Raw genomic sequence first — 23,622 nt, 5'->3', positions numbered from 1 at the left:
AGTATGCATTGGCTTTTGGGCGCTGCAGACGTGGCTAGAAGCCCCAGTTTTTCGTACTCGCCTTTCTCAATAGCTTTACCCTGTTGACATAGGCGCGGCCATTTTTCTCAATAAGGCAGTCTTTATTGATTCTTGCGCTTACCCTGACGGTGAAGCCAGGGCTACTGCTATTCAGCGCATCAAAGAAGAGTTGCTGTCCTACAGTGCCGCTAAAGGTGTAGATGTCATTCTCGCCTGGCTTAGACAGAGTACCGTTAACGGTTTGGTTAAGAGGTAGCGCTTGAGTCACAAATTCAGGCGTGACTAAAGTGAACTTGTAGTCTTGATTACTGCTACCATTGCCCCGCATCACCAGCAGGTATTCTCCATCTGCTGGTAAGGTAAATTCTTTGTCATTGTAGATATATGTACTTAGAACCTTTAAGCCACCAGGTCCGAACAGATACCACTCGTTTGGATAGTTGCCTGCCTGCTGATTGACATAAAGGTACTGTCCGGCATTGCCCATGAAGCGGTAGAGGTCGCTTTGGCGACTATTTGCGAAACGACCTATGACCTCTTGGTCTAGGGCGATCAGCTGTGCTTCAGCTTTGTTCAGCAGTCGGAAGCTATAGTTACCTATCGCATCTCCATCCCCATCGATGATAAGCCGATAGTTACCACTCTCAGCTAGAGTAAAGGTATGGCCTAGATGAAAATCATTCTGAATGGCAGAGCTATAGACCTGTTGATTGGTCGGACTGTATACTCTGACGGTGAAGCCAGGGCTATTGCTATTCAGCGCATCAAAGAACAGCTGTTGGCCTACAGCACCCGTGAAGGTATAGATGTCATTCTCGCCTGGCTCCGAAAGCGTACCGCTGACGGTTTGGTTGAGGGGCAGCTCCTGAGTCACAAACTCAGGCGTGACCAAAGTGAACTTGTAGTCTAGATTACTGCTACCGTTGCCCCGCATCACCAGCAGATATTCTCCGTCAGCCGACAACGTAAACTCCTGATCAGTGTAGATATAGTTGGAATTGTAATAGGTGTTGTTTGAAAGTTTTAGCCCTCCAGGGCCAAACAGATACCACTGGTTAGGAGAACCGCCCGCCTGCTGATTAACATACATATACTGTCCAGCATTAGCTGCAAATCGGTAAAGATCGCTTTGGCGACTATTCGTAAAGCGCCCCGTCACCTCTTGATCTAAAGTAATCGACTGTACTTGAGCCTTGTCAAACAGTCGAAAACTGACGCTGCTAGCTGCGGATTGACTTCCTGAAAACAGCAGATAAAAAGTCCCTGCCTCATCCAGAGTTAATGTCTGATAGAGATTCTGGTCGTCTTGAGCGCTACTGTTGAATAGTTCACGTCCGCTAGGTGTTACCAGGCGAACTGAAACGTTCGGATAATTACTGTTTAATGCATCGTAATACAGCTGTTGTCCGAATGTACCCGTAAATTTATAAGCTGTAGTTGCGGTTATCGGACTGAGTGTGACGTTAGTAACGGTATTCAGTACCAAATCCTTTGCTGTTCCCAGATCAATTACCCGATACTGGTAGCTGCCATTTCCTGTCAATTGCAAGGTATAAGCGCCTGACTGTCTTAGAAGAATGGAACCCGAGTCTCTATACGCATTAATATTAAAAATCTGATCTCCTTTTGGATCTGATAGACGAGCATACACTCCAGAAGAAGTGCCCTGACCATCAAAATAAATGAGCGTTCCGGCTGCTGCTGTAAATGACTTGCTCGTGGGTGTGCTGGCACTAACACCACTATGGATAATGCCTAAGCCGGTATTTTCAACACTGAGAGAGGGTAGTGTGTTGACTTGAATGCTATAGCTGACGGCATTATTGCTAGAATTTCGTACTGCAAGAAAATGAGTCCCGACACTGATCAGCTCAACTTCAAAGTCGTTACTAAGAGGCGCGGAGCCCAGAACAAAATTTCCGGGTCCATATATCACCCAGTCTGCTCCTGGTACGGCTGATAAGCTATCAAACTGAAGGCGCTGTCCAGGTGTACCCTTAAGTTGGTAAAAACGAACCGCTTGAGGGAGTAGGTCATCGTTTGTAGGCGTATCGAGCGCTAAGTCAGATGCTGCTGCAAGGTCTGCCATTCGGAAACTGTAACTGCCTGTATTTTCCCCAACTCCATCGACGACCAAGCGATAGGTACCACTTTCTGTGAGAGTAAATGGCACCGAATCGCCGGAACTCAAATAGCGGTTAAGCTGTACAACCCCGCTAGGACTATAAAGGAATAGGCTTTGTGCATAGCTGCCGCTGTAGGTTAAAACGTCCAGAAACAGCTGTTGTCCGACATTACCTATAAAAGTATAGATATCCTGCTCGCCCTTTTCACCAATGGCACCGCTAACGGTGTTACCCAGAGTTAATTCCACCGTGTTTACCGTAGGCGTAATGACCTGAAACTGGTAGTCAATCGCCTCGCTTCGATTGCCCTGTAGGACTAGAGTATACGTGTCTAACTGAGATAGGGTAACCTCAAAATCGCTGTTGAGGCTTGTGCCATCCACTCTTTGATTGCCAGAGTTGTAGAGTGTCCATGACCCAGATGAGTTCATCATGGAGTCGAAGAACAGCCGCTGCCTGGCATTGCCTTCAAAGGTGTACAGGTGTGTCTCTTGCCCGGGGCTAAGTTGACCGCTTTGGCTAACGTCTAAGCTGATTGGTGTAGCTTGTCCAACATCCAGCAGATTAAAGCTATAGCTGCCCGTACTCTCCCCTGCTCCATCGATTACTAAGCGATAGATGCCAGCTTCTGTGAGAGTGAATGGTGCCGCATCGCCAGAGGATAAGGAGCGATCAAGATATATGACTCCACTAGGGCTGTAGAGGTAGAGTTTTTGTACGTGGTTGCCACTGTATGCGAGAACATCTAGGAATAGCCGTTGTCCAATGCTTCCTGTAAAAGTGTAGACATCTTGCTCACCTTTCTCAGCAATAGTGCCGCTAATAGAATTGCCCAGGATTAAGTCCGCTGTCGTTGTCTCCGGCGTAATGATCTGAAACTGGTAGTCAATTGGGGAATTCCTATTTCCTTGCAGGACTAGAGTATAAGTGTCTGTTTGAGAAAGGATAACTTCAAAATCGCTATTGAGATTCGTGCCCTCCACCTGCTGATTACCAGAGTTGTAGAGCGCCCATGACCCAGATGAGTTCATCATGGAGTCGAAGTATAGCCGTTGCCCTGCGTTACCTGTGAAGGTATACAAATGTGTCTCCTGTCCAGGACTGAGCTGGCCGCTTTGGCTAACGTCTAATTCTACAGGTGTAGCTTGTTCAACATCTAATAAGCTAAAGCTGTAGCTTCCTGTATTCTCTCCTGCTCCATCAACTACTAGGCGATAGGTTCCATCTTCTTTAAGCGTGAATGGATTTGTATCACCAGAGCCAAGCGAGCGACTAAGATATACGACACCACTAGGGCTATAGAGGTAAAGATTCTGTGAATAACTGCTGCTATAGGTTAGAACATCCAGATACAGCCGTTGCCCAACACTGCCTGTGAAAGTATAGATGTCCTGTTCGCCCTTTTCACTAATCGTGCCGCTAACAGTACTGCCGAGAGTTAATTCCGTCGTTGATATTTCGGGTGTGATGATTTGAAACTGGTAATTAATCGCCTTGTTTTGATCGCCTTGCAGGACGAGAGTGTAAGTACCCGATTGAGATAGGTTAACCTCAAAGTCGCTCCTGAGGCTTGTGCCATCAACTCTTTGATTACCAGAGTCGTAGAGCGTCCATGACCCAGATGAGTTCATCATGGAGTCGAAGAACAGGATTTGCCCCGTGTTACCTGTGAAGGTATAGAGATGTGTCTCCTGCCCAGGGCTAAGTTGACCGCTTTGGCTGACGTCTAAGCTGATTGGTGTAGCTTGTCCAACATCTAGCAGATTAAAGCTGTAACTGCCCGTATCTTCTCCGCTAGCATCAATCACTAGGCGATAGGTACCCGCTTCTGTAAGCGTGAATGGCCCTTCATCACCATAAGTTAGGTAGCGGTTAAGATAAGTGACGCCGCTAGGACTGTACAGGTAGAGCCTTTGTGAGTAGTAGCTGCCACTGTATGTGAGAACATCCAGGAACAGCCGCTGCCCAATGCTCCCTGTGAAGGTATAAATGTCCTGCTCGCCCTTTTCGCCGATGGTGCCGCTGACCACGTTACCTAACGTAATCGGTGTAGTAATCAAGTCCGGCGTGACGATGCTGAATGCATAATCAGCCGTACTGCTAAACCCAGAACGTCCTCGCAAAGTCAGGACATACTCACCATTAGAAGGTAAATTGACCTCCATGTCGCTGAAGTAATAGCTGGATTGCACCACCTGATTGTTAGCATCGTACAAAACCCAGTCAAAGTCACCGCTTTTACTCAGCTGATCGAAGAAGAGTTTTTGACCTCGATTGCCTGTGAAGCGAAAGACATCATCTTCAGAGCCAGGACTGAGTTGTCCTTTGACAACTACATCAAAGGGAACAACCGGGACTAGGCTGAGGTTGATCACGCTAAAGCCATAGCTGCCAACCTTATCCCCTACGGTGCGCACGACCGTTCGATAGGTGCCATCTTCAGTCAGCGTAATAAGCTTATTTTGATCCCATGCAAAGTTTGCGGCATCAATGACTTTGATGCCGCTAGGGCTGTATACATTCATGCGCCAGTCATAGTGACTTCCCGAATATTGCAACGGGTCGAAGTAAAGGCGCTGTCCAATGGCACCGCTGAAGGTAAACTCGTCTATCTCACCCGGTACATTGATTCGCCCTAAGACGGTATCTCCTAGAATTAGGGCAGGCGGTGGCGTCCAATACACCAATCCAGTGCTAGGGTCTACGGTCATGCCGTCCGGGCCACTGATCAGATCGTAGGTGAGGGGATTATCCTGATCGGGGTCTACTGCATCGGCATCATAGGCGTAGCGCTGGCCAATGAAAGCATCTACCGCAGGCGTGGACGTGAAGATAGGTGGGCGGTTAGGCAGCTCCTCTGTGACCGAGAGGGTAAAGCTTTGCTTTGTAATGCCACCTCGGTTATCGCTTACTTGAATGAGTACCGCATGACTGCCGCGATCGCTAGTCGCCGTATCCCAGCTAATTACCCCAGACTGAGCATCAATCGCCATGCCCTGAGGCGCGCTCAGCAGCTGGTAGGTGAGCACATCTCCGTTGGGGTCAGTTGCATTGACATCGTAGAGATAAGGCTGTCCACCTAGAACTTCCCGAACTGGCAGCGTTTGAATAGTTGGCCCTTGGTTCAGCTGCGCTAGCACCACCAGGTCGTAGGTAAATTGAACCTGATTGGGGTTGTAGAAGATCAGAGCACGAGTACTGGTCAGTTCAGCTGGGTCTAACTTCCCGTCTGCGACTAGAGCACTGAAATTGTAATAGGGCAGCCTCGTCGGGGTGAAGCCATCGGGGTCACGCACTAGAACAGAAGGGTCACTAATATTGCTAATGGCAACCAGCAGCGGCGCATCGACACTGTAGGTGCCGCTATTGGTGACAGCCACATCCGCGTAAAGCAGCTTGGTCTGAGCGTTAAACGTGGTACGACGATAGTCCGCTTGGATGCTAGAAGAAATATCCTCTAGAACCGAGAGTTTGTCAGGCGTAATTGGAGCGGGAATTCTCGCAGTGCCCGGAACTGTGCCAGTCTGTGGCTGCATCCCCAAAGGAGCATCCGATAGCGTGATATCTCGAACTCGAACGCTGGTCGTAATATCGCCATCGTCATTGACCAGCCTAAAGACCAGCGTAGCTGCCGTATGGGTGGGAATACCGGTAAGGTTGAGCGTGACCGTTCGAGACTGAGTCGAATAGGTTGCGCCCACCGCCAGTGCCGTCGGTTCCCCTTCTGTCAGGTTAAAGAAAGCATCTCGGCCTTGGGCAATGGTATGGACTAGCGACCGGCCCCCGGCATCGACCAGCGCCACCTCAAACGCATCGTTGATCGCGCTCAGGTCGGTGAGGTCAAACGTGGGGTCGAAGGTAAAGCTAAGAATCGAGGGTCGATCTACTTTAAAGGTGACCGCCTGGGTCGGGCTAAAGTTTGCGCCCTCGCGGAGGATGACATCCACGCCCAGCAAGTAAGTCTGGGTCGCTTGCAGGCCGCCTGCATCGGTCGCCGTCAGCTGGATCGGATAGAGTCCCGACTGAGCCGTCGTCGGAGATCCATTTAGGGTCGCAGTGCCATCGCCGTTGTCTACCAAGGTCAGCCAGCTGGGCAGGTCCTTGGCCGCAATGGTGCGCTGATTTCTCTCTGGATCAACCGTTGAGATCGCGTACCGATAAGGCGTCCCTACCTCAGCATTGAGCACCGGTGAGCTAGTGAAGCGGGGCGCTTCATTCACATCCGTCAGGTCAATTGTGAGCGTCTTGTCAAAGAACAGGCCGGGGCTGCCGCTGTCAGTGGTTCGCACTTGAATGCTGTAGCTGGGGCTGCTTTCAAAATCGAGCACCGCTCCGGGCGCAATCCGTACCTGATGACCCACCAGCTGGAACCGCCCGCCTGCATTATCCAACAAAGTGTAGGTATGGGTATCAGCAGCATCCGGGTCTAGCGTCGTGAGCTGTCCAATCACGGTACCCGAGAGACTGTTCTCAGCCACCCAATTCTGACTCAGAAAAATATCAGTTGGGGCCCGATTCGTCGCCAGGCGAGTAATTGACAGCGGCGAGGTGCTGCGATTACCGGCGACATCTATCGCTTCCACCGTAAACCTGTTCTCCCCGAGTACCAGGGCTACATTCGAGAAAGAGAACTGGCCGCTGCTGTCGGCGGTTACCGTCGCCCCGGTTTCCAGCAGCTGCACCGTTGCGCCAGCCTCCGTCAGTCCGCTCAAGCTGACCGTCGCAGTCGTCGTATGGCTGTCGCCCACCGGAGCTGAGTCGAACGCCGGGTCAAGGGCAATACTTAATGCCAGCGTCGTATCGAGGACAAAGGAAAGCTCAAACAGCTGCGAGACATTGCCGTACTGGTCCCTAGCCTCAAGCTGGAGACTGTACTGTCCGTCCGTCAGCGCGCCGCCATAGATCTGCTCTAGGCGATCGCGGTTAAACGTGAAGCTGCCATCCGCCTGCCGGTCTGTGAGCACATCCGTAGCGGAGCCGAGGCCCGCAAACCGAGCCTGAAATTCTACCACCTGACTGGCGTCAGCTAATGTACCAGAAACGGTGGGGTCAGACGTAACGCGATCGCGGTTGGTACCATCAGGCGCGGTATCATTGGCCAGCTCGGCGGCGATCACAGGACCCGTGGTATCGAGATCAACCGTTACCTGGAACTGAAGCGTAGCCGTATTGCCCGCTATATCTGTCGCCATCACCGTCAGCGTGTGCGATCCATTGCCGATGCCGGTGAAGTCGATGGCCTGGTCGAAGCTGCCGTTTGCTGAGACCGCCAGGTCAATTTCGGCTCGGTCGTTAAAGTGATAGCGCAGCGCAACGATAGCGGAACCGGTGCCATCGGTAACGCCGGTAAGGCGGGCATTGGCTCTGAGAGGAGCTTGGTCAATCGGTGGGGTGAGGCTAACTTGCGGCAGAACGCTATCCACTGTGATCTGGAAGGTTGTGGAAGTGTTGGTGTTTCCAGCAATATCCGTTGCGATCGCGCTCAGGGTATGGACCCCGTTATCGAGCTGCGGTGTCGTGAATTGCCAGGTGCCGTCAGCGGCTACAGTGGTTTGCCCAATCGACTGGTTGCCATTGAAGATCTCTAGACTAGCGCCAGCTTCTGCGGTACCGCGAATCGTCGGCCCGACGACATTTGTAATCCGGTCTTGGTTGCTTTGTCCGCTGTCGCTGGTCGGCTGTAGGGTTAAGATTGGAGCAGCGGTGCGGGTATCTAGGGTAAAAACAATATCGACATTGGTAACGTTGTTATACTGATCTCTTGCTAGCAGGTGCAGTGAATGCGGACCATCCGTGAGCGAACTGCCATAAATCTGGTTCAGCTCCGTGCGGCTGAGGTTAAACGTTCCGTTTGCCTGCAAGCTCGACAGAATATTGCGATAGCTGCCTGAAGGCATACTGTCGAATCTAGCCTTGAATTCAATAATTTGATTTCCGCTGGTCGATGAACCATTCGCTGGGATCGTACCGCTGGCCCCAATCTGGATGCCGGGATTAGTAACCGAAATCGCACCCGCAATGGTTGGGTCGTAGGTAATGCGGTCTGTATTCGTCGTGTTGCCAGGAGCGGTATCGCGGGTCAATCCAGCGGTGATGGCTGGCGGAGTGGGACGGAAAGAGATGGTCGCATCGGCAATAACTGTTGCTCGACCGTTAAACAGGACATTCCCCTTTGCCCCGATTGCGCCATAGAGGGTGGAGCTACCGTTGTAGGTAAAGTCCTTGGCGCTCAGAAAGATTCCTCGGGTGTTTGACGAGCCGTTGTAGGTGATGTTTCCCTGAGAAATAACGGCCAGGTTGCTGCCGCTATCCGTCGTGGATGTTGAACCGTTAAAAGTAATGCCGCCTGTCTCATTCGCCAGCAGCGTTGAGCCACCAAACTTGGCTCCCCCATTCATATTGATCGCACCGGCAGCCAAAACCGATAGATCGGTAGAGCGAACCTTCGCCAAGTTCACATTTCCGTTGTTCGTGACCAGCACCGTATTGTTGAGGGTCTGGCCGCTACCGTTGAAATTGATATCCCCATTGGCAACGGTGATAATGGTATGGCTCAGGTTAACGCCAGATGGAATCGTCAACCCGCCGTTGGTAACCTGTACTACGGTCGGATTCGCTGCGGTCCCTGGCGTTGGAAATTTCTTAGCCCAGTCATTGGCATTGTTAATCGGGTTCTGCTGAGCGTTGAAGAAAACGGTTGGTGTTCCCAATGGAATGCGCCGGGTCAGCTCATGTTGTCTAATATCGGCATAGGCCGTGACTGAAACTACCTGCTTGGGCACCACACTGGGTGGAATCAGTCCAGCATAGTGGTTTCCAGAGGCATTACTGACGCGGTAGTCTGGCGCAACGGCAACGGCCTCTTTAACTAACTGGGGTTTGCCTTTGGCATCCAGAATTGGATTTCCATTAGCGTCCCGCTGTATGGGTAGAGTCGGATTCCCGTTAATGGTGAACCCGGCACCTCCATATATCAAGGCATCGTCTTTCAGATTCCTGGGATCGCCATCAAAGTCGCTGCTGCCATTAACAGTGACCGTCCCTTCTGCCATTACCGCAAAGGCGGGCAGGGTAACCGGAATAGCGGCTGGCGGAGCGGCTTGAATGGCGTTAGCTAGTGGGGTTAAGCCTGGATTTCCAGTAACTGGGTCTACGTCAGCTGCGGAGGTTTTGACGGTAGACCCATCTGGAATGCTGCCAAACACGGTTGGGGACGAGTTCAGCGGCGTTGCTGGTTTGGTTGGCAGGGGTTGGAGACTGAGGTCATCCGTTCCAGCCTTGGCAATTGGGTCAAGACTCGACTTCTTCACCTTGCCGGAGCGAGTAGATACTTCTATACCCAATGACGCGACTTCATTGAGCAGAGATGCATCCTGTAGCAGCGGCTGAGCGAATACATTTTTGCTGTTGATGTTCAGCAAGTCTTCAGGCTTACCCATTGCCAATCCTTTCCGATATCGAGGTGAAGTGGTTGGAAAAAATTAAGGCAGATCAACAAGAGTCGAACGTTATGCGTTCAACTTCTGGGTTAATCTGCTAGTCAATGAACAGTTGGAAACTCAGCCTATCGGCTCACTGGCGTTTAGGCTGGTGCGCGAAATGATTGATTAAGCAAAAGCGGGGAGTAAGACAGTTTCCCCAAGACCAGATAAAAAATTCTGGTTGATAATATCCTGGTAGGTTTCTAGATCCGTCTGCCACTGGTCTAGATTATTGCACAGGCTTTCCACCAGCTCTTGAGGACTGCTACCCTCTGGGCGATGGATAAAATTACCAACAAAAAGGATAACTGGAGTAACGGTTTCGTCCTCATTTCGCATTCCAGCTTCGCTGATTGTAAGATTCAGCACATTGCGCTCTAGTGTGTAGCTGAAGTTGATCGTGCTCCGGGCTGGCGATTGCCCTACGTTTTGCCAAGGACCTGGAGCTAGCAGCGTTTCGTTTAAGTACTTCTTAACAGCTTCCGGTTGACCACCAAAAGTGACATGGCCAGTTGGATTGAGCCCAACGGCTTCGTACTCTAGATTGGGCAAGCTCTGGACATACTTGCGGGCCAGCCTAGCTATTTCAACCTGAGCCAAGTCTTTGCCTTCGATGACTTCCGTAAAGATCACTCGATTGGGCTGCGCCGTGATCGTAATGCCATTCTGGAACGTATGCTGAACCAGCTGTGGGGTATAGATGGGATTACGGGCCAGTTCCCAATCCATTGGCACGATGCCAGTGTATTTGAGAAACTCGAGGTTGACGACAGCGGGACTATGATTGTTGGCTGCAACAACGATAGCCAGCTCCTGCAGAGCCACAGATTGATGCATGATGGGTTTTTCCCTACTGAATTTTAGGTCTCACTCAGCTGCTGTGCTAGAATCTCGTGCTTGCTAATGCTAGGTTCGCTAAAGAGGAAGCACATAAAGGCACCATTGCTGCAAAGCTGTTTGCAGCTTTCTCAGTTATAGGAATACTGACTGCCAGTTCGTCAGAGAAGGTTTACGGATTTAATGTGCTCAGTACCCGTGAACCTTCAGTTTAAGCGTCGTAGATGTACTGTCAGCATACCGATAACTGCGAAAATGACAGCCCACTGGCGACGATCAGGTATCGACGGCTGGGATTCAAGCACCTGGCCCTGATGATCGAAGCGAGCAACCAGCCGACCATCAGCCCTGGCGATTACTGAGAAAATCTGAGACTGGCTGAGACTGGCTGAGTTTGCTCAGGGTATAGAGACAGCCAGCCGCGACCTCCTTGCAAGTTTGTTTGACGTAAAATAGAGTCATAGCAAGCGAGTGGAGGCTAAGGCCATGGCCAAGCGGAAGCAGCGAGACATCGCAGGCGATAAGACCATCTGCCTGCCGATAGTGGATGATATCGACTCTACCTGGCGGTGACTACACAGCCTGAGCCCCAACGCTAGCAAGGTCAAAGTTGCCTGAGCGATGAAAAAACCCTCAGGATGCAGAATATGAGAGCAGTAACCGCCCCGGATTAAGTTAATCTGGGGCGGTTACTGCTAAGCCAAAACAGCTCAGATCAGCGAGGTCCGGCGGTCATCGAAAGGTGCCTGCCAGAGCCGGGCTAGCTGCTCTGGACGGAGCCACGGCCTGTCCCGTCATCAGCTCCGTCACGTCCATGCCATTGCGAATCACGTCGGGCACGCTGGGATATCCGGCACTGGCGCCGACTAAAAACAAATTGGATAGATCTGTGCGATAGCCCAGACGGTTCAGGCCCACCTGCTGGGGTACCAGCTTCTCTCCATAGATATTGCCCTGGGGCTGACCTAAGTAATATTCGCTGGTGGTGGGCGTACCGGAAACCTTCATCCGGGCATAGGCATCCACGTCGGGGATCAGGTCGCGCACGCTCTCCATTACCGACTGATACACCTGCCGCTTCTTCGCTTTGTAGGCGCTGGGATCGCTCTCCTGGAGCTGCTTAAAGGGTTCGTAGGCGCAAACGGTGGCAATCTCCAAGACATGGTGTCCAGCAGGCGCCATGCCGGGCTGGTCAGATTTCATCGTCGGGCAAGAGAGAAAGATCCAGGGGTGAGTCAGGTCGCCGTCGAACTGTCGCTGATAGGCTTCATTTAGGTCGCCGTTGGGATAGTACCAGATATTCCAGCTGCCAATACCGTAACGCTGCGGGTCGAACCGGCTGTCTAGGCCAAGGTAGATGTTGAAGGCGCTAGCAGAGTATTCGTAATCCGTTAGCCGGTGGTACTCATGAGCGCTCAGGGCGCCGGGGTTATGCATCAGCTGGACAGTGAGCTTAGGGTCTAGATCGCTGATGAATGCCTTATCGGCGTAGTAAACGGTGCCGTTAGCCAAAACCGAATGCACCGCGTGATTTTGCACTTTGATGTGCTCGACCGGAGTCTCGTAGCGCACCACGCCCCCACCTGCAACAATCGCTTCAACAATGCTGTCTACCAGGTGCTTGAAGTGATGTTTCGGATAGTAGGCGCCTTCGGAATAGTCCCAGACCAAGGAGGTATGGATCAGCAGCGCAATCTGGTTGGGCGGCAGGGCATAGTCGCCGCTCTGGCCTGCGACCACCGCCTGTAGCTTGGGTGACAGCCCAGCCTGATCATAGAGGTCTTGCAGGGTCTGGTTGCGGCTTTGGAACAGGTTCCAGTACTTGGGCAGCTTCAGCCAGTCCAGCCAGTGCTGATCATACCAGCGCACCGCTTGACCCAGGGAGCGAATCTCCTGGTGCAGCAGCTTGATGCGATCGCAATAATAGTCAATCGCCTTCGACTCTTCCGGAAAGGTATCCAGCAGCCGCGATCGCAGATATTCCCACCCGAGCGGAATCCTAAAGTCAGCCTCTGGTGTAATCACCCGGTCGATGCAGTCTGGGTCGAGGGAATTGAAGGGAACCTCGCGCCCAATATAGTTGAGAAACTGGTCGATAGTTTGGTTGTGCCCACATTGGGAGATGTAATGGACGTCGGCGCAGAAGCGATAGTCGCCGTAGTCAAAGGTGTGGCAGCAGCCCCCTGGCAGGTAGTGTTTTTCTAAAACGGCGACTCGGTTTCCCTGGCGGGTCAGGCAGGCGGCGGCAGATAGCCCCCCCAGCCCAGCGCCTAAAATGACATAGTCAAAATGTTCTACATGTTCCATCTCTGTCTCCCAGGCCATACTTCATGCCAAAAACAGCTGTGCCCTGATTCGCGCCTGCGACCCACGGCAGGCGCGAACTCAGACCTTTGGCTTTAAGCCTATTGAACAAATCTGAGGAATTTATGAGAGCGTCAGCTGTTGCCAAGGCGCGGCAGCAAAAACAGTGGCTTAGGAAATAAGGTGGCTCCCCAGCGTTGTCATAATCAAAAGCGCGGTGGCTGACTGCCCCAGCTGAGTGACGTCAAGCTGAATAAGCGATGTTTAATTCAGCCATCACTTTTGCGCCATTACTTTTGCATAGTCAAGCTGGAAGGGTGACCTATGTTCTGGTACGCTTCTAGCGTAAATGAATCGACCTGAATAGCGTCCGTGCGAGCGACTTCTGCGGCATAGGCGATATCGGAATCGGGGCCGCTGATTAGGCCCGCCCGCAGACCCGCTTCGATCAGGGCAGCTGTCGGCTGATGCGCCAGGTCGGCGGACAGCTGCCCCGACTTAACCTCCGCTTTAAGCTGCTTCAGAATAGGGATGGCCTGCTGGGTCAGCCGATAGGCATTTTCTAACCGACCGAGCGCCTGTTCTGGATCTTGGGGGAGGTAAATCCCCGCTGTCAGATGCTCTCGGGTATCGGCCTGCTGCATCAGCTGAGCTACTCGCTGGCTGAGCCGATCGGCAGGAGGACCGCCCAGAGAATTTAGCCGCAGCCCCGCCCGCAGCAGATTACCCAGAATAGGCATGGGAAGATTGCTCAGGAGGCCGTCAAAGCTCTGCTGAATCTGCGCGATCGCGGTTTCCAGTCCCCACTGCACAAACGGCCAATCTTCCACCGGCTGACCCTCTTGTTCAAACCGCCTTAGCGTAGCGCTGCCCAAGTACAGCCAGGACAGCACATCCGCAAAGCGACCCGTGATATTCTCATGGCGCTTCAGGCTGCCGCCGTAGGCCAGCAGGGCATAGTCCGTCAGGCAGGCAAACCCGGCCGAGGCCCAGGCCAGTTTCTGGGCATAGCGGGCAGGTTTACCGGAGAGCGGGACTCGGGCTAAATGACCACGGGTGAGGCTTAAAATTAGCGATCGCGCCCCGTTGCGCAGGCTGAAGCCCAGATGCGCCCACACCGCCCGGTCAAAGCCAGCGAAATCGCCCTGGTTCAAAGCGGTAATCTCGTCATACACATAGGGATGACAGCGAATCGCCCCCTGACCGAAGATAATCAGCGCCCGGGTGAGAATGTTGGCCCCTTCCACGGTGATCGGGATTGGCGTCGCTGTGTAGATGTTGGCCAGCAGATTGCGCGGCCCTCGGCTGATACCGGCGCCGCCGAGAATGTCCATGCCGTCGATGATAATTTTGCGAGAGAGTTCGGTGAACTGATATTTTGCGATCGCGGATACCACCGCCGGCTGTTCGCCTTGATCCACCGCGCCGCAGGTATAGAGCCGGGCCGCCTCCATGACATAGGTGAGCCCGCCAATCCGAGCCAGCGGTTCTTCCACCCCTTCAAACCGACCAATGGGCAGGCCAAACTGGTGGCGAATGGTGCTGTAGGCACCGGTCACCCGAGTCGTCAGCTTAGCAACGCCGGTGCAGGTCGCTGGGAAGCTAATCCCCCGGCCCGCTGCCAGGGTTTGCATCAGCATTTTCCAGCCTTCGCCTGCCTGGTCTGCGCCGCCAATAATCTGGCCGATCGGCAGCACCACATCTCGCCCCTCCATCGGAGAGTTATAAAAGGGAACGCCCATCGGGTCGTGGCGTCGCCCAACGATGACGCCCGGCGTGTTTGTCGGCACCAGCGCGCAGGTAATGCCGACCGCTTTGCCTTTACCCAACAAATTATCGGGATCGTACAGCCGGAAGGCGAGGCCAATCAGGGTAGAAATGGCCCCAAGGGTGGTATAGCGTTTCTTCCAGTTGAGCCGCAGGTAGAGCTCGCCTGCTTGTTCAAAAACCGTGCCCGACGAGGTGAGGCTAGCCGCATCTGAGCCTGCCTGCGGTTCGGTCAGGGCAAAGCAGGGAATCTCTTCGCCGCTGGCTAGCCGGGGCAAATAGTAATTCTTTTGAGCGGGCGTGCCGTAGTGCAGCAGAAGTTTTGCGGGTCCCAGTGAATTGGTGACGCCGACGGTGGCCGTATGGGTAAAGGAGCGCGAGGCCAGCTTGGTCATCACCGCGCTGTAGGCGGTGTTAGAAAAGCCTAAGCCGCCATACTCACGGGGAATCATCATGCCAAAAAAGCCCGCTTCTTTGAGATCGGCCCAGACCTCAGGCGGCAGGTCTTTGCGTTGGGAGATCTCCCAGTCGGTAGCCATATGACACACTCGCTCTACCGGGCCATCGAGAAAAGCCTGCTGTTCGGGCGTCAGCGTCGGATAGGGTGCCGAGAGAATGCGCTGAAAGTGAGGCCGACCGGAGAAAAATTCGCCTTCAACCCAGACGTTACCGGCTTCGATGGCGGCTTTTTCAGTATCGGAGATTTTGGGGAGGAGCTGTTGCGCCTGGATCAGATGGAATAGGCGATCGCTAATCACCCAGCGCCGCAGTCGAGGAATGTTGAGCACGAGCGCGATCGCAGCAGCGATAGTCCATAGCCAGATTGGGCTCTGTAGAATAGCTAAGATAGCTGCCAGATAAAGTGTCCAGCCCCAGAGGGGAATCCCGACGTAGGTGAGGATGAGGGCGACAAGAAGCGCCGACGTCAGGAGAAGAGCATAGATTAGAACGCTCATGGCAAACCTCCAACAGAACTCTCAAGGAAATGGAATTGACGCTACAGCTTTAGATTCTCAAACACACCTGCCGCTCCCATGCCGCCGCCGACGCACAGGGTGACCAGGCCATAGCGAATCTGGCGACGTCTCATCTCGTGCAGCAGCGTGGCGGTGAGTCTCGCCCCCGTACAGCCGAGGGGATGGCCGAGGGCAATAGCGCCGCCGTTGACGTTTAAGATCTGCTCATCTAAACCGAGCTTACGAATCACCGCCAGAGCCTGTGACGCAAAGGCTTCATTCAGCTCAATCAGACCGATATCGGCCAGCGACAGCCCGACTTGTTTGAGGACTTTCGGCACTGCCTCCACCGGGCCGATACCCATAATTTCGGGCGGTACCCCGGCGACTGCAAAACCCAGCATTCTGGCCATAGGCTGAAGATTGAGCGATCGCAAAGTCTCCTCATTCACTAGCAGCGTTGCCGCGGCCCCATCAGACCTTTGGGAAGAGTTACCCGCCGTCACCGTCCCCTTGAGCCGGAAGACCGGCTTCAGAGCCGCCAGCGCCACCAGGCTGGTGTCGGCTCGCGGCCCCTGATCGACCTGGAATAGCGTTTCTGTGGTTTCAGCCTGGCCTTCGACATAGCGAGTTGCTTTAATCGGCACCGGTACGATCTCTGCGGCAAATCGACTCTGCTCGATCGCCTGCAGGGCTCGCTGGTGCGATCGCAGCGCAAAGGCATCCTGATCGTCCCGAGCAATGCCGAACTGACTCGCCACATTTTCGGCGGTCAGGCCCATGGTGCAGTAAACCCGAGGAGACTGTCCCATCAGGGCGGGGTTGGGCAGCAGGTTATGACCGCCCATGGGAATCAGGCTCATCGACTCAGCTCCACCTGCCACCATCACGGCGGCTTGGCCCAGGGTAATCGCCTGGTGGGCGATCGCGATCGCCTGCAAGCCCGAAGCGCACAGCCGATTAATCGTCGCCCCCGCCACCGAGTCGGGCAGACCGGCGCGCTGAGCGATCATTCGGCCCAGGTTGTAGCCCTGCTCGGCTTCGGGCAGGGCGCAGCCCACCACTACGTCTTCAATCTGGTCGGCAGAGAGGGCAGGGACTCGTCCTAAGGCTCCCTTCAGCGCGATCGCGCCCAGGTCATCGGGACGCTGGGTATGAAGCGCACCGTCGGGCGCTTTGCCAATCGCGGTTCGAACTGAGCTGACAATGTAGGCTTGCATGATTTCTCTCCTAACTTTAAATTTTCAAATTTAATTACGTAGGGGCTTCTTATACTTCAGCAGATGAGCCATCCGCGCCTGGGTCTTGGGATTTTCCAACAGCGGCACAAAATTCTCTCGCTCTAGCTGCAAGAGATAGTCCGCCGACACCCGTGCCGGTGCCGTCAGCTCACCCCCGGTCATCACGTAGGCTAGGCGGCTGGCCAGGAAACGGTCATACTCGGAGGCAAAGCCGCCCTGCTGGAGGACATAGGCCATATGCTCCAGCGTCGCCCGCCCCGGCTGGCCCAGCACCCAGATATCATGGCGTTCGGGCCAGGGTCGATAGCCTTGACGGGCCAGCCGCAGCACTTCTTCTTTAGCGACATACAGCCGCTGATCGCCGTTCATCACCATCCGGGCCGTCGGCAGCAGATAGCCCAGCTGCTGAGCCTCCTCAGCGCTGGTGGAAACTTTGCCCAGGGCAATGGTTTGGAAAGTCTGGTTAATAAAGGGCTGGATATGGCTGGGGGCGTTGCTGGCGGCCCGATCGGCGGACCGCTCTACCATCCGCATAATCCCGCCCGCCCCTGGAATCAGGCCCACGCCTAGCTCCACCAGGCCAATATAACTTTCCGCCGCAGCCACCACCTGCGGGCAGGCCATCACCAGCTCGCAGCCGCCGCCCAAGGCCCGACCTCGCACCGCCGCGACGACGGGCTTATGGAAATGGTGAATCCGCTGGAGCAGGGATTGAAAGTGGCTGATCAGGTGCGCGATCGCGTCCCAATCGGCAGTCTGGGCCATCTGTCCCATTTCGACCAAGTTAGCGCCGCCGCAGAAGTGGTCGCCGTCATTGCCGATCACCAGACCGTGAGAAGCATCAGTTTCCAGCCGGTTCAGGATCTCCTCTAACCCTTGCATGACTTCATTACTGAGCGTATTTCCCTTAGAGCGAAACTCGAATAGAGTGACTCCCTCACCCATATCCAACCAGGCAGATTCAGCATTTTGCCAGAGGATGCGACTGGGCGAGGTTTGCAAAGCAGCCACCGAGAGTTCTTTAGCAGGCTTCTGGACGGCATGGGAGCCAGCGGGACCAACAACGGTCTGAGCCGTGAGCAGACCGTCTGAGCTGCCTTCCTGATAGAAGCTACCGGCTTGGGCCGCCACTTTTTCGACCCAGGCGGGTACAGGCAGCTGCTGAGCCTGCAAGTCGTTGAGCACCCTCTGTACGCCCAGCACATCCCAGATTTCAAACGGCCCCAGCTGCCAGCCAAATCCCCAGCGCATGGCCTGGTCGATGTCCAGGGGACGATCGGCAATCTCGGGCAGGCGGCAGGCGCTGTAGCTCAGCATGGCCCAGGTGATCTGACGGAACAAGTCGCCCGCCCGCCCCGGCAGCTGGTAAAGGCTGCGCAGCCGGTCAGCCAGAGGCTGCTGCGTAATCTCGGTCAACCCCTCCAGCCGGAGGGGTTTAGCCGGTTCGTAGGCCAGCGACTCCGGGTTCACCGAGAGAATTTCGCCCTTCACCTTTTGGTAAAATCCGCGACCGACCTTGGCACCCACTGCGCCCGTCTCGACCAGCTTTGACAGCAGGGGCGGCACAGCCAACCGGTCCCGCTGCTCGTCTTCTGGAACAGCCTGATGGAGATGCTTAGCGACCGCCTGGAGCGTGTCGAGCCCCACCAGGTCAGCCGTGCGGAAGGTCGCCGACTTGGGCCTGCCGACCAGCGTTCCGGTAATCGTATCAATTTCTTCAATGCTGTATCCCTGGGTGAGGGCCTGCATTCCTGAAAAGGTCACAAACAGGCCAATCCGATTAGCAATAAAGTTAGGCGTATCCTTGGCAACGACCACGCCCTTCCCCAGATATTCGCGGCCAAACCAGGCCATCCGCTCCAGTCCGGTGCTCTCGGTATCCGCTGTGGGAATCAGCTCCAACAGTTTGAGATAGCGGGGTGGATTGAAAAAGTGAGTGCCCAAAAACCGCTGCCGAAAATGTTCTGTACAGCCCGCCGCGATTTGCTGAATGGGCAGCCCGCTGGTATTCGACGAAATCACCGCGTCTGCCTTCACCACCCCCTCTAATCGGGCCATTAGCTGCCGCTTAATCTCTAAATTTTCAGTCACTGCTTCGATCACCCAGTCCACCTCGCCCAGCCGATAAAAATGGTCTTCAAAGTTCCCCAGCTGGATTCGATGAATTTCCCGATCTGAGAAGAAGATCGGCGGAGAGAGTTTCCTCGCCTTAGCAAAGGCCTTCGCCACCAGCGCATTTCTATCCCCTTGTCCAGCCCTATCTACCCCAGCAGGCAGGTCTAACAGATGCACGCGCAGCCCGGCATTAGCTAAGTGGGCGGCGATCTGGCTGCCCATCACGCCTGCCCCTAAAACAGCAGCGGTTCGAAACGGCTTAAACATAGTTTGGCCCTCCAGAGAGAACAACGTTAGTTTGATAGTCGGGCTGGAAACCGCGTCCGGATTTTAGGCCACCAGGACACCAGCGGCCAATCGGGTGGTTCTGGCACCGTAGGCATCCTTGCAGACTCTGGCAGCGCTTTACGAGGGGTCAGCTGATAGAGCCGATCGATTTCTGCCGCAAAAGCCAGATAAAGCGCCTCGCGGTTCAGCTGACCGGGCGATCGCAATCGCCCATTCTCAACCGTGAGCTCGGCATTGATCAGCTGGAAGCGCTTCACGGTTGACCAAAGCGGCAGTGACGCATTGACCTGGTCTACCAGCGACTGGTACTGCGCCACAATCTGCGGCTGGCTGAGCAGCGACTCCGGCGGCATCGATAGGCCCATCAGCTGTGCCTGCGTCATCAGAACGGTCATATTGGGAAAGATCAGCAGCCCGCAGAATTTACGACCCGGCCCAACGACCAGGGCCTGCTGGACTAGCGGAGACTGACGCAGAGCTAGCTCAATCGGTCTGGGAGCGATATATTCTCCAATCGAGAGTTTGAACAGCTCCTTTTTATAGCCGGTCAGCGTGAGTAGGCCATCGGCCGAAAATTCGCCGCGATCGCCCGTATGCAGCCATCCGTTCGGCTCTAGCACCCGTTGGGTCTCTACGGGGGCACGATAGTAGCCCTGCATGACGTAGGGCGATTTCACCATGACCTCGCCGTCGGCCGCGATCGCCATTTCTACCCCCGGCATCGGGACGCCGACGGTGCCAGCCCGGCTCCACTGTCGGCGGGTAAAGCTCAGGGTCGAGCTGGCTTCAGTGAGCCCGTAGCCCTGGCAAAGCTTCAGCCCCGCCCCAGAGAGCAGCGTCATGACCTCAGCGGGTAAAGCCGCTCCGCCTGAGATAAAGCACTTAATCCTACCGCCAAACAGGTTTCTCAGCGGACCAAAAACCGTCCGTTGGGCCAGCCAGAGCTCGGCCCTATATCGGCGGGACTGGGTATACGCCAACGGATAGCGACTGGCCAGATCCCAGGCCCAGGACAATGCCCGCTGCTGAAGCTGGCGGAAAGGTCTTTTGAGGCGTTGAGGAGCAACCTGCCATCCTTCGTATACCTTTTCTAGCAGCCGGGGTACGGTAAAAAAGACGGTGGGCTTCAGCTCGCGCAGATGCTTCATCACCAGCCGCGGGTTGGAGAAGTAGATGGTCTGCCCGTAGCTGAGGCTGCCATAGATAAACCCCCGCGCAAAGATATGGTGCAGGGGTAGGAACGAAAGGGCGACTTCACCCGGTCCCTGACGGAGACAGGGCAGGGTACTAAAAGCTGATATCACACTCCCGGCAAGATTCTCATGGGTCAGCATTGCGCCTAGAAGCCGACCGCTAGCGTGGGGCGTGTAAACAATCGTGGCCAAATCTTGCGGATGCAGAGCCGCTCTCAGGGCCTGAACCGCTGCAGCCGACCATTTTGCTCGCTGTCTGAGGGCCTCTAAAGTGACCATTTCAACGGTGTTAGGCAAAGCCCACTGGAGTCTGTCCCACCGATGCTTGGATAGGTCTTTGGGAACCTCGGGCACTACAATCAGCCGCAGCGCGCTCAGGTCAGGAAGCTTGGGCAGCAGCGGCTCAACCTGTTTCAGCTCAGAGACAAATAGCACGCTGGCGGCTGTCTCTTTCAACATATACTCACGACTTTCCAGGGGCTGCTCTGGCAGCATCGGCACCGTCACCAGCTGGGCTAGCAGGCAGCCAATATCTGCCATCACAAACGGGACGCTGCTGGCCATCAGGAGACCGACGCGATCGCCTTTCTGAATCGCCGCGTAGTGGTGCAGCCCTAGGGCAATTTCTTCAGCGGCCTGCCTGAGTTCTACTAAGGTCCAGCTTTGCCAACCGCCGGCGCTGTAATGATTGAGCGTGGCCGTAGACCGCTGATTTTTCAAAAATCTCCCGAAAGCGGAAACCCAGCTGGGGACGGCAGTAGACGGAATGCTTAGCTCGCAGCCTTCATCCAGTAGCGAGGGCAGCGTGCGTCCTAGCTGTACGCCTACTGCCTGTATACCGCAGTCCGGTTTCCAACAGGTCCTGATACCCGCCTCATTCGGAGGGAACCTATGAACGTTAGCTGGGTCAGGCGAGAACATTGCATGTGTCTAAGAGAGGACTCTCTTTCCTCCAAAAAATGCTTCAGCGGAACGCTAAATCCATGAAGCAACTGATGCGCCGAAAGTTTAGAATCTGTTTGCAGTGAGGCTCTGTCGAGATTGATTCTTGAGACTGATGACAGAGATGGTTCGCAGAATCTTATTTTCCGCGCTTTTTGTAGTGATAGAAACAGTATAACTTTCCGCTCAACTTCCCGACGATGAAAAGTTACAAAGAAACATACCGTAGGGCATGAAATAACGTTTTACCTGAGGTGCCAAATAGGTCAATCCATGCCGTAACCAAACTGATCTGCGCGTTCAATTCGACTCATCTACTAGATCGTTTTTTGGTAGTAGAATGTTAGTAACCTCTGGGAAATGAACCTGCATACAGCTGTCACAAATGCTGTCACACATACTGTGGGTAAACGATGCGTCTGCATGTTGCGCTATAAATTTTTCGACGGTAGACCAATAACCCTGCCAATAACCCTGATCGTTGCACGGAACAGGGGGTCCTCGGTAGCTTACCGTCGCCATCACAGTTTCAGAGAACCCTGATTACTGGACAGCGGCGACCGTGGGAGCATGTCAGGTTTGCCATACTCTGTATAACCCTCATCCCCCAGCCCCTTCTCCCCGGGGAGAAGGGGAGCCGGAAATGGCCAGAAACCTGAGTAAGACTCAAAGTCCTTCTCCCCGTTTTGGGAGAAGGATTTAGGGTGAGGGCTCAAAGGTGACATGCTCCCGGCCACCGTTGTGGTAATAGCAGAATGCCGACTCTTTTTGGAGCTGCTCCGTTTCGAGCTATCATCACTTTTTCTCCCACAGAATGATTTGGACCAAAATGCGATTTGGTTACGAAGGTGGGAATTGCTGCGAGGCGTCTAAGCCAATACTCCTGCTACAGCAGAAAGAACAATCCCCAGTTCTAACGCTACTCCTCACGTTAGAGCAGGAATCTGAGAAAGTTGTGAAGATACCCTCTCTTAGAACCAGCAGAAGCGGACTGTCAGCTTATCTATCTGGATTAGGGTCGCCGCTAAACGGCTGTACGCCGCTGACTGGGTAGTCATCATGGTCAGGGCTAAACAGCTCGATCACCGCTTCCGCCAGGACTCCAAAAAATCCAGGCTGCTGCTTCAGGTCTGCTAGCGCCTCGTCCACATGCTGGGAAGAAAACTCGTAGCCAGCCTGGTTACCTACTCCAACCACTTCCTCGGGGGTTGAGGTGGTCTCTAGCTGATTCTTAAGGTTCTGATCTTGCGCGGCCTTAGCCAAAAAATTGAACACGTTTTTCTTAGACATCGTTAGCATCTCCAATAGGCTTTCTGTAGTCCAAACGGGGCTGAAGGATTCCATATCCGCCGTGATTGCGCTCGTAAATGACGTTAATTTCGCCGGTTTCTGAGTTGTGAAACATGTAAAAATCGTGACCCACCAGCTGCAAGTTATCTAACGCTTCTTCAACCGTCATGGGCGGCATAGCGAAAAACTTGTTGCGAACGACTTTAGGGGGAAGTTCAGGTTCGCGATCGCGAATCATATCAGCAGATAACGGGGCCTGCTCGAACGCATTACCTGGCGCTGCTTTAGCAGGCCGCTGCTGTAGCTTGTCCTTATACTTCTGCAGCTGCCGGGCCAGCTTATCAGCGACTAGATCAATACTGGCATAGAGACTTTCATGCTTCTCTTCTGCCCGAATGGTCGCACCCTCTGCATAAACGGTCACCTCGGCAATCTGCTGAGGCTGCCCGCGCAACTTTCGAGGCACCGATAGATTGACGTCAACATTCTTGACCCGATGAGCAAAGTGATCGATGACCCTGCCAACTTTCTGATGCACATAGTCATGAATAGCATCTGTGACTTCGATGTTTTTCCCTTGGATAACCAGCCTCATCTCAGCATTGCCTCCTTAGGGTATATAACAGGCTTTGAATTTTAAGTCCAGGAATCCATTTCGCTCAGTCAGCATTTGTTTTTGGCAACAGCGCCCGGAAAAACAATCTTGGAGCGAAATCGAAAATCGCTTAACAAAATCCTGACCTAAGCCTACATTTTGGGATTCTTTGTAATCTTTCTTTGTATTGACCTTTGCAGTCTTTTTTAGCTTTTTTAAAGTCCTTTAACCTGAATCTTTATAACTTCAGATTAAGCGATTCCAGGATAAGATTTGCGTTTTTTAACAAAAATAGACATCGAATGCTATGAGCTTACCGTTGCTAAAACAATAGAAAAATTGTAACTACTCAGGCTGAAACACCGGAAGAATAGGGCTACCCGTAAAAGCACTTTTCAAGGCATCAAGTACAGCAATCCCCTGCTTTCTTAATGTCGAGATGTAGCCCCGAATGCGGCAGAACTGT

General features: G+C 53.9%; 9 protein-coding genes. All 9 read right to left on the bottom strand.

Annotated elements, in window-relative coordinates:
• Positions 1 to 34 precede the first annotated feature (34 nt).
• Positions 35 to 9,586: an Ig-like domain-containing protein gene (locus IQ241_RS13295; RefSeq protein ID WP_193907922.1), complete on the bottom strand. Its 9,552-nt coding sequence runs from the start codon at positions 9,584 to 9,586 to the stop codon at positions 35 to 37.
• 168 nt (positions 9,587 to 9,754) lie between these two features.
• Complete coding sequence (locus IQ241_RS13290) at positions 9,755 to 10,453, bottom strand: hypothetical protein (protein ID WP_228021675.1); 699 nt, start codon at positions 10,451 to 10,453, stop codon at positions 9,755 to 9,757.
• A gap of 744 nt (positions 10,454 to 11,197) precedes the next feature.
• Positions 11,198 to 12,772 (bottom strand): phytoene desaturase family protein, encoded by a 1,575-nt coding sequence (locus tag IQ241_RS13285; RefSeq protein WP_193907918.1) that lies wholly within the window; start codon positions 12,770 to 12,772, stop codon positions 11,198 to 11,200.
• Between the two features lie 287 nt (positions 12,773 to 13,059).
• A complete protein-coding gene (locus IQ241_RS13280; protein ID WP_193907916.1) occupies positions 13,060 to 15,492 on the bottom strand; it encodes an acyl-CoA dehydrogenase in 2,433 nt (810 codons plus the stop codon).
• Between the two features lie 41 nt (positions 15,493 to 15,533).
• Positions 15,534 to 16,715 carry an acetyl-CoA C-acyltransferase gene (locus tag IQ241_RS13275; protein WP_193907939.1) on the bottom strand — a complete coding sequence of 394 codons (1,182 nt, stop codon included), beginning with the start codon at positions 16,713 to 16,715 and terminating at the stop codon, positions 15,534 to 15,536.
• A gap of 27 nt (positions 16,716 to 16,742) precedes the next feature.
• Positions 16,743 to 19,115 (bottom strand): 3-hydroxyacyl-CoA dehydrogenase/enoyl-CoA hydratase family protein, encoded by a 2,373-nt coding sequence (locus IQ241_RS13270; RefSeq protein ID WP_193907914.1) that lies wholly within the window; start codon positions 19,113 to 19,115, stop codon positions 16,743 to 16,745.
• A gap of 26 nt (positions 19,116 to 19,141) precedes the next feature.
• Positions 19,142 to 21,049 (bottom strand): AMP-dependent synthetase/ligase, encoded by a 1,908-nt coding sequence (locus tag IQ241_RS13265; protein ID WP_193907912.1) that lies wholly within the window; start codon positions 21,047 to 21,049, stop codon positions 19,142 to 19,144.
• A 1,221-nt stretch (positions 21,050 to 22,270) separates the two neighbouring features.
• Complete coding sequence (locus IQ241_RS13260; RefSeq protein ID WP_193907910.1) at positions 22,271 to 22,561, bottom strand: Nif11-like leader peptide family natural product precursor; 291 nt, start codon at positions 22,559 to 22,561, stop codon at positions 22,271 to 22,273.
• Positions 22,554 to 23,156 (bottom strand): ribosome hibernation-promoting factor, HPF/YfiA family, encoded by a 603-nt coding sequence (gene hpf, locus IQ241_RS13255; RefSeq protein ID WP_193907908.1) that lies wholly within the window; start codon positions 23,154 to 23,156, stop codon positions 22,554 to 22,556. The genes IQ241_RS13260 and hpf overlap by 8 nt, the downstream gene beginning before the upstream one ends.
• Positions 23,157 to 23,622: the final 466 nt, after the last annotated feature.

It is taken from the genome of Vasconcelosia minhoensis LEGE 07310, assembly GCF_015207255.1.
In the GTDB taxonomy this organism is placed as follows: domain Bacteria; phylum Cyanobacteriota; class Cyanobacteriia; order Phormidesmidales; family Phormidesmidaceae; genus Vasconcelosia; species Vasconcelosia minhoensis.
Note: the sequence above shows the minus strand (reverse complement) of the source record. Positions and strands in the feature narration are given on the sequence as shown.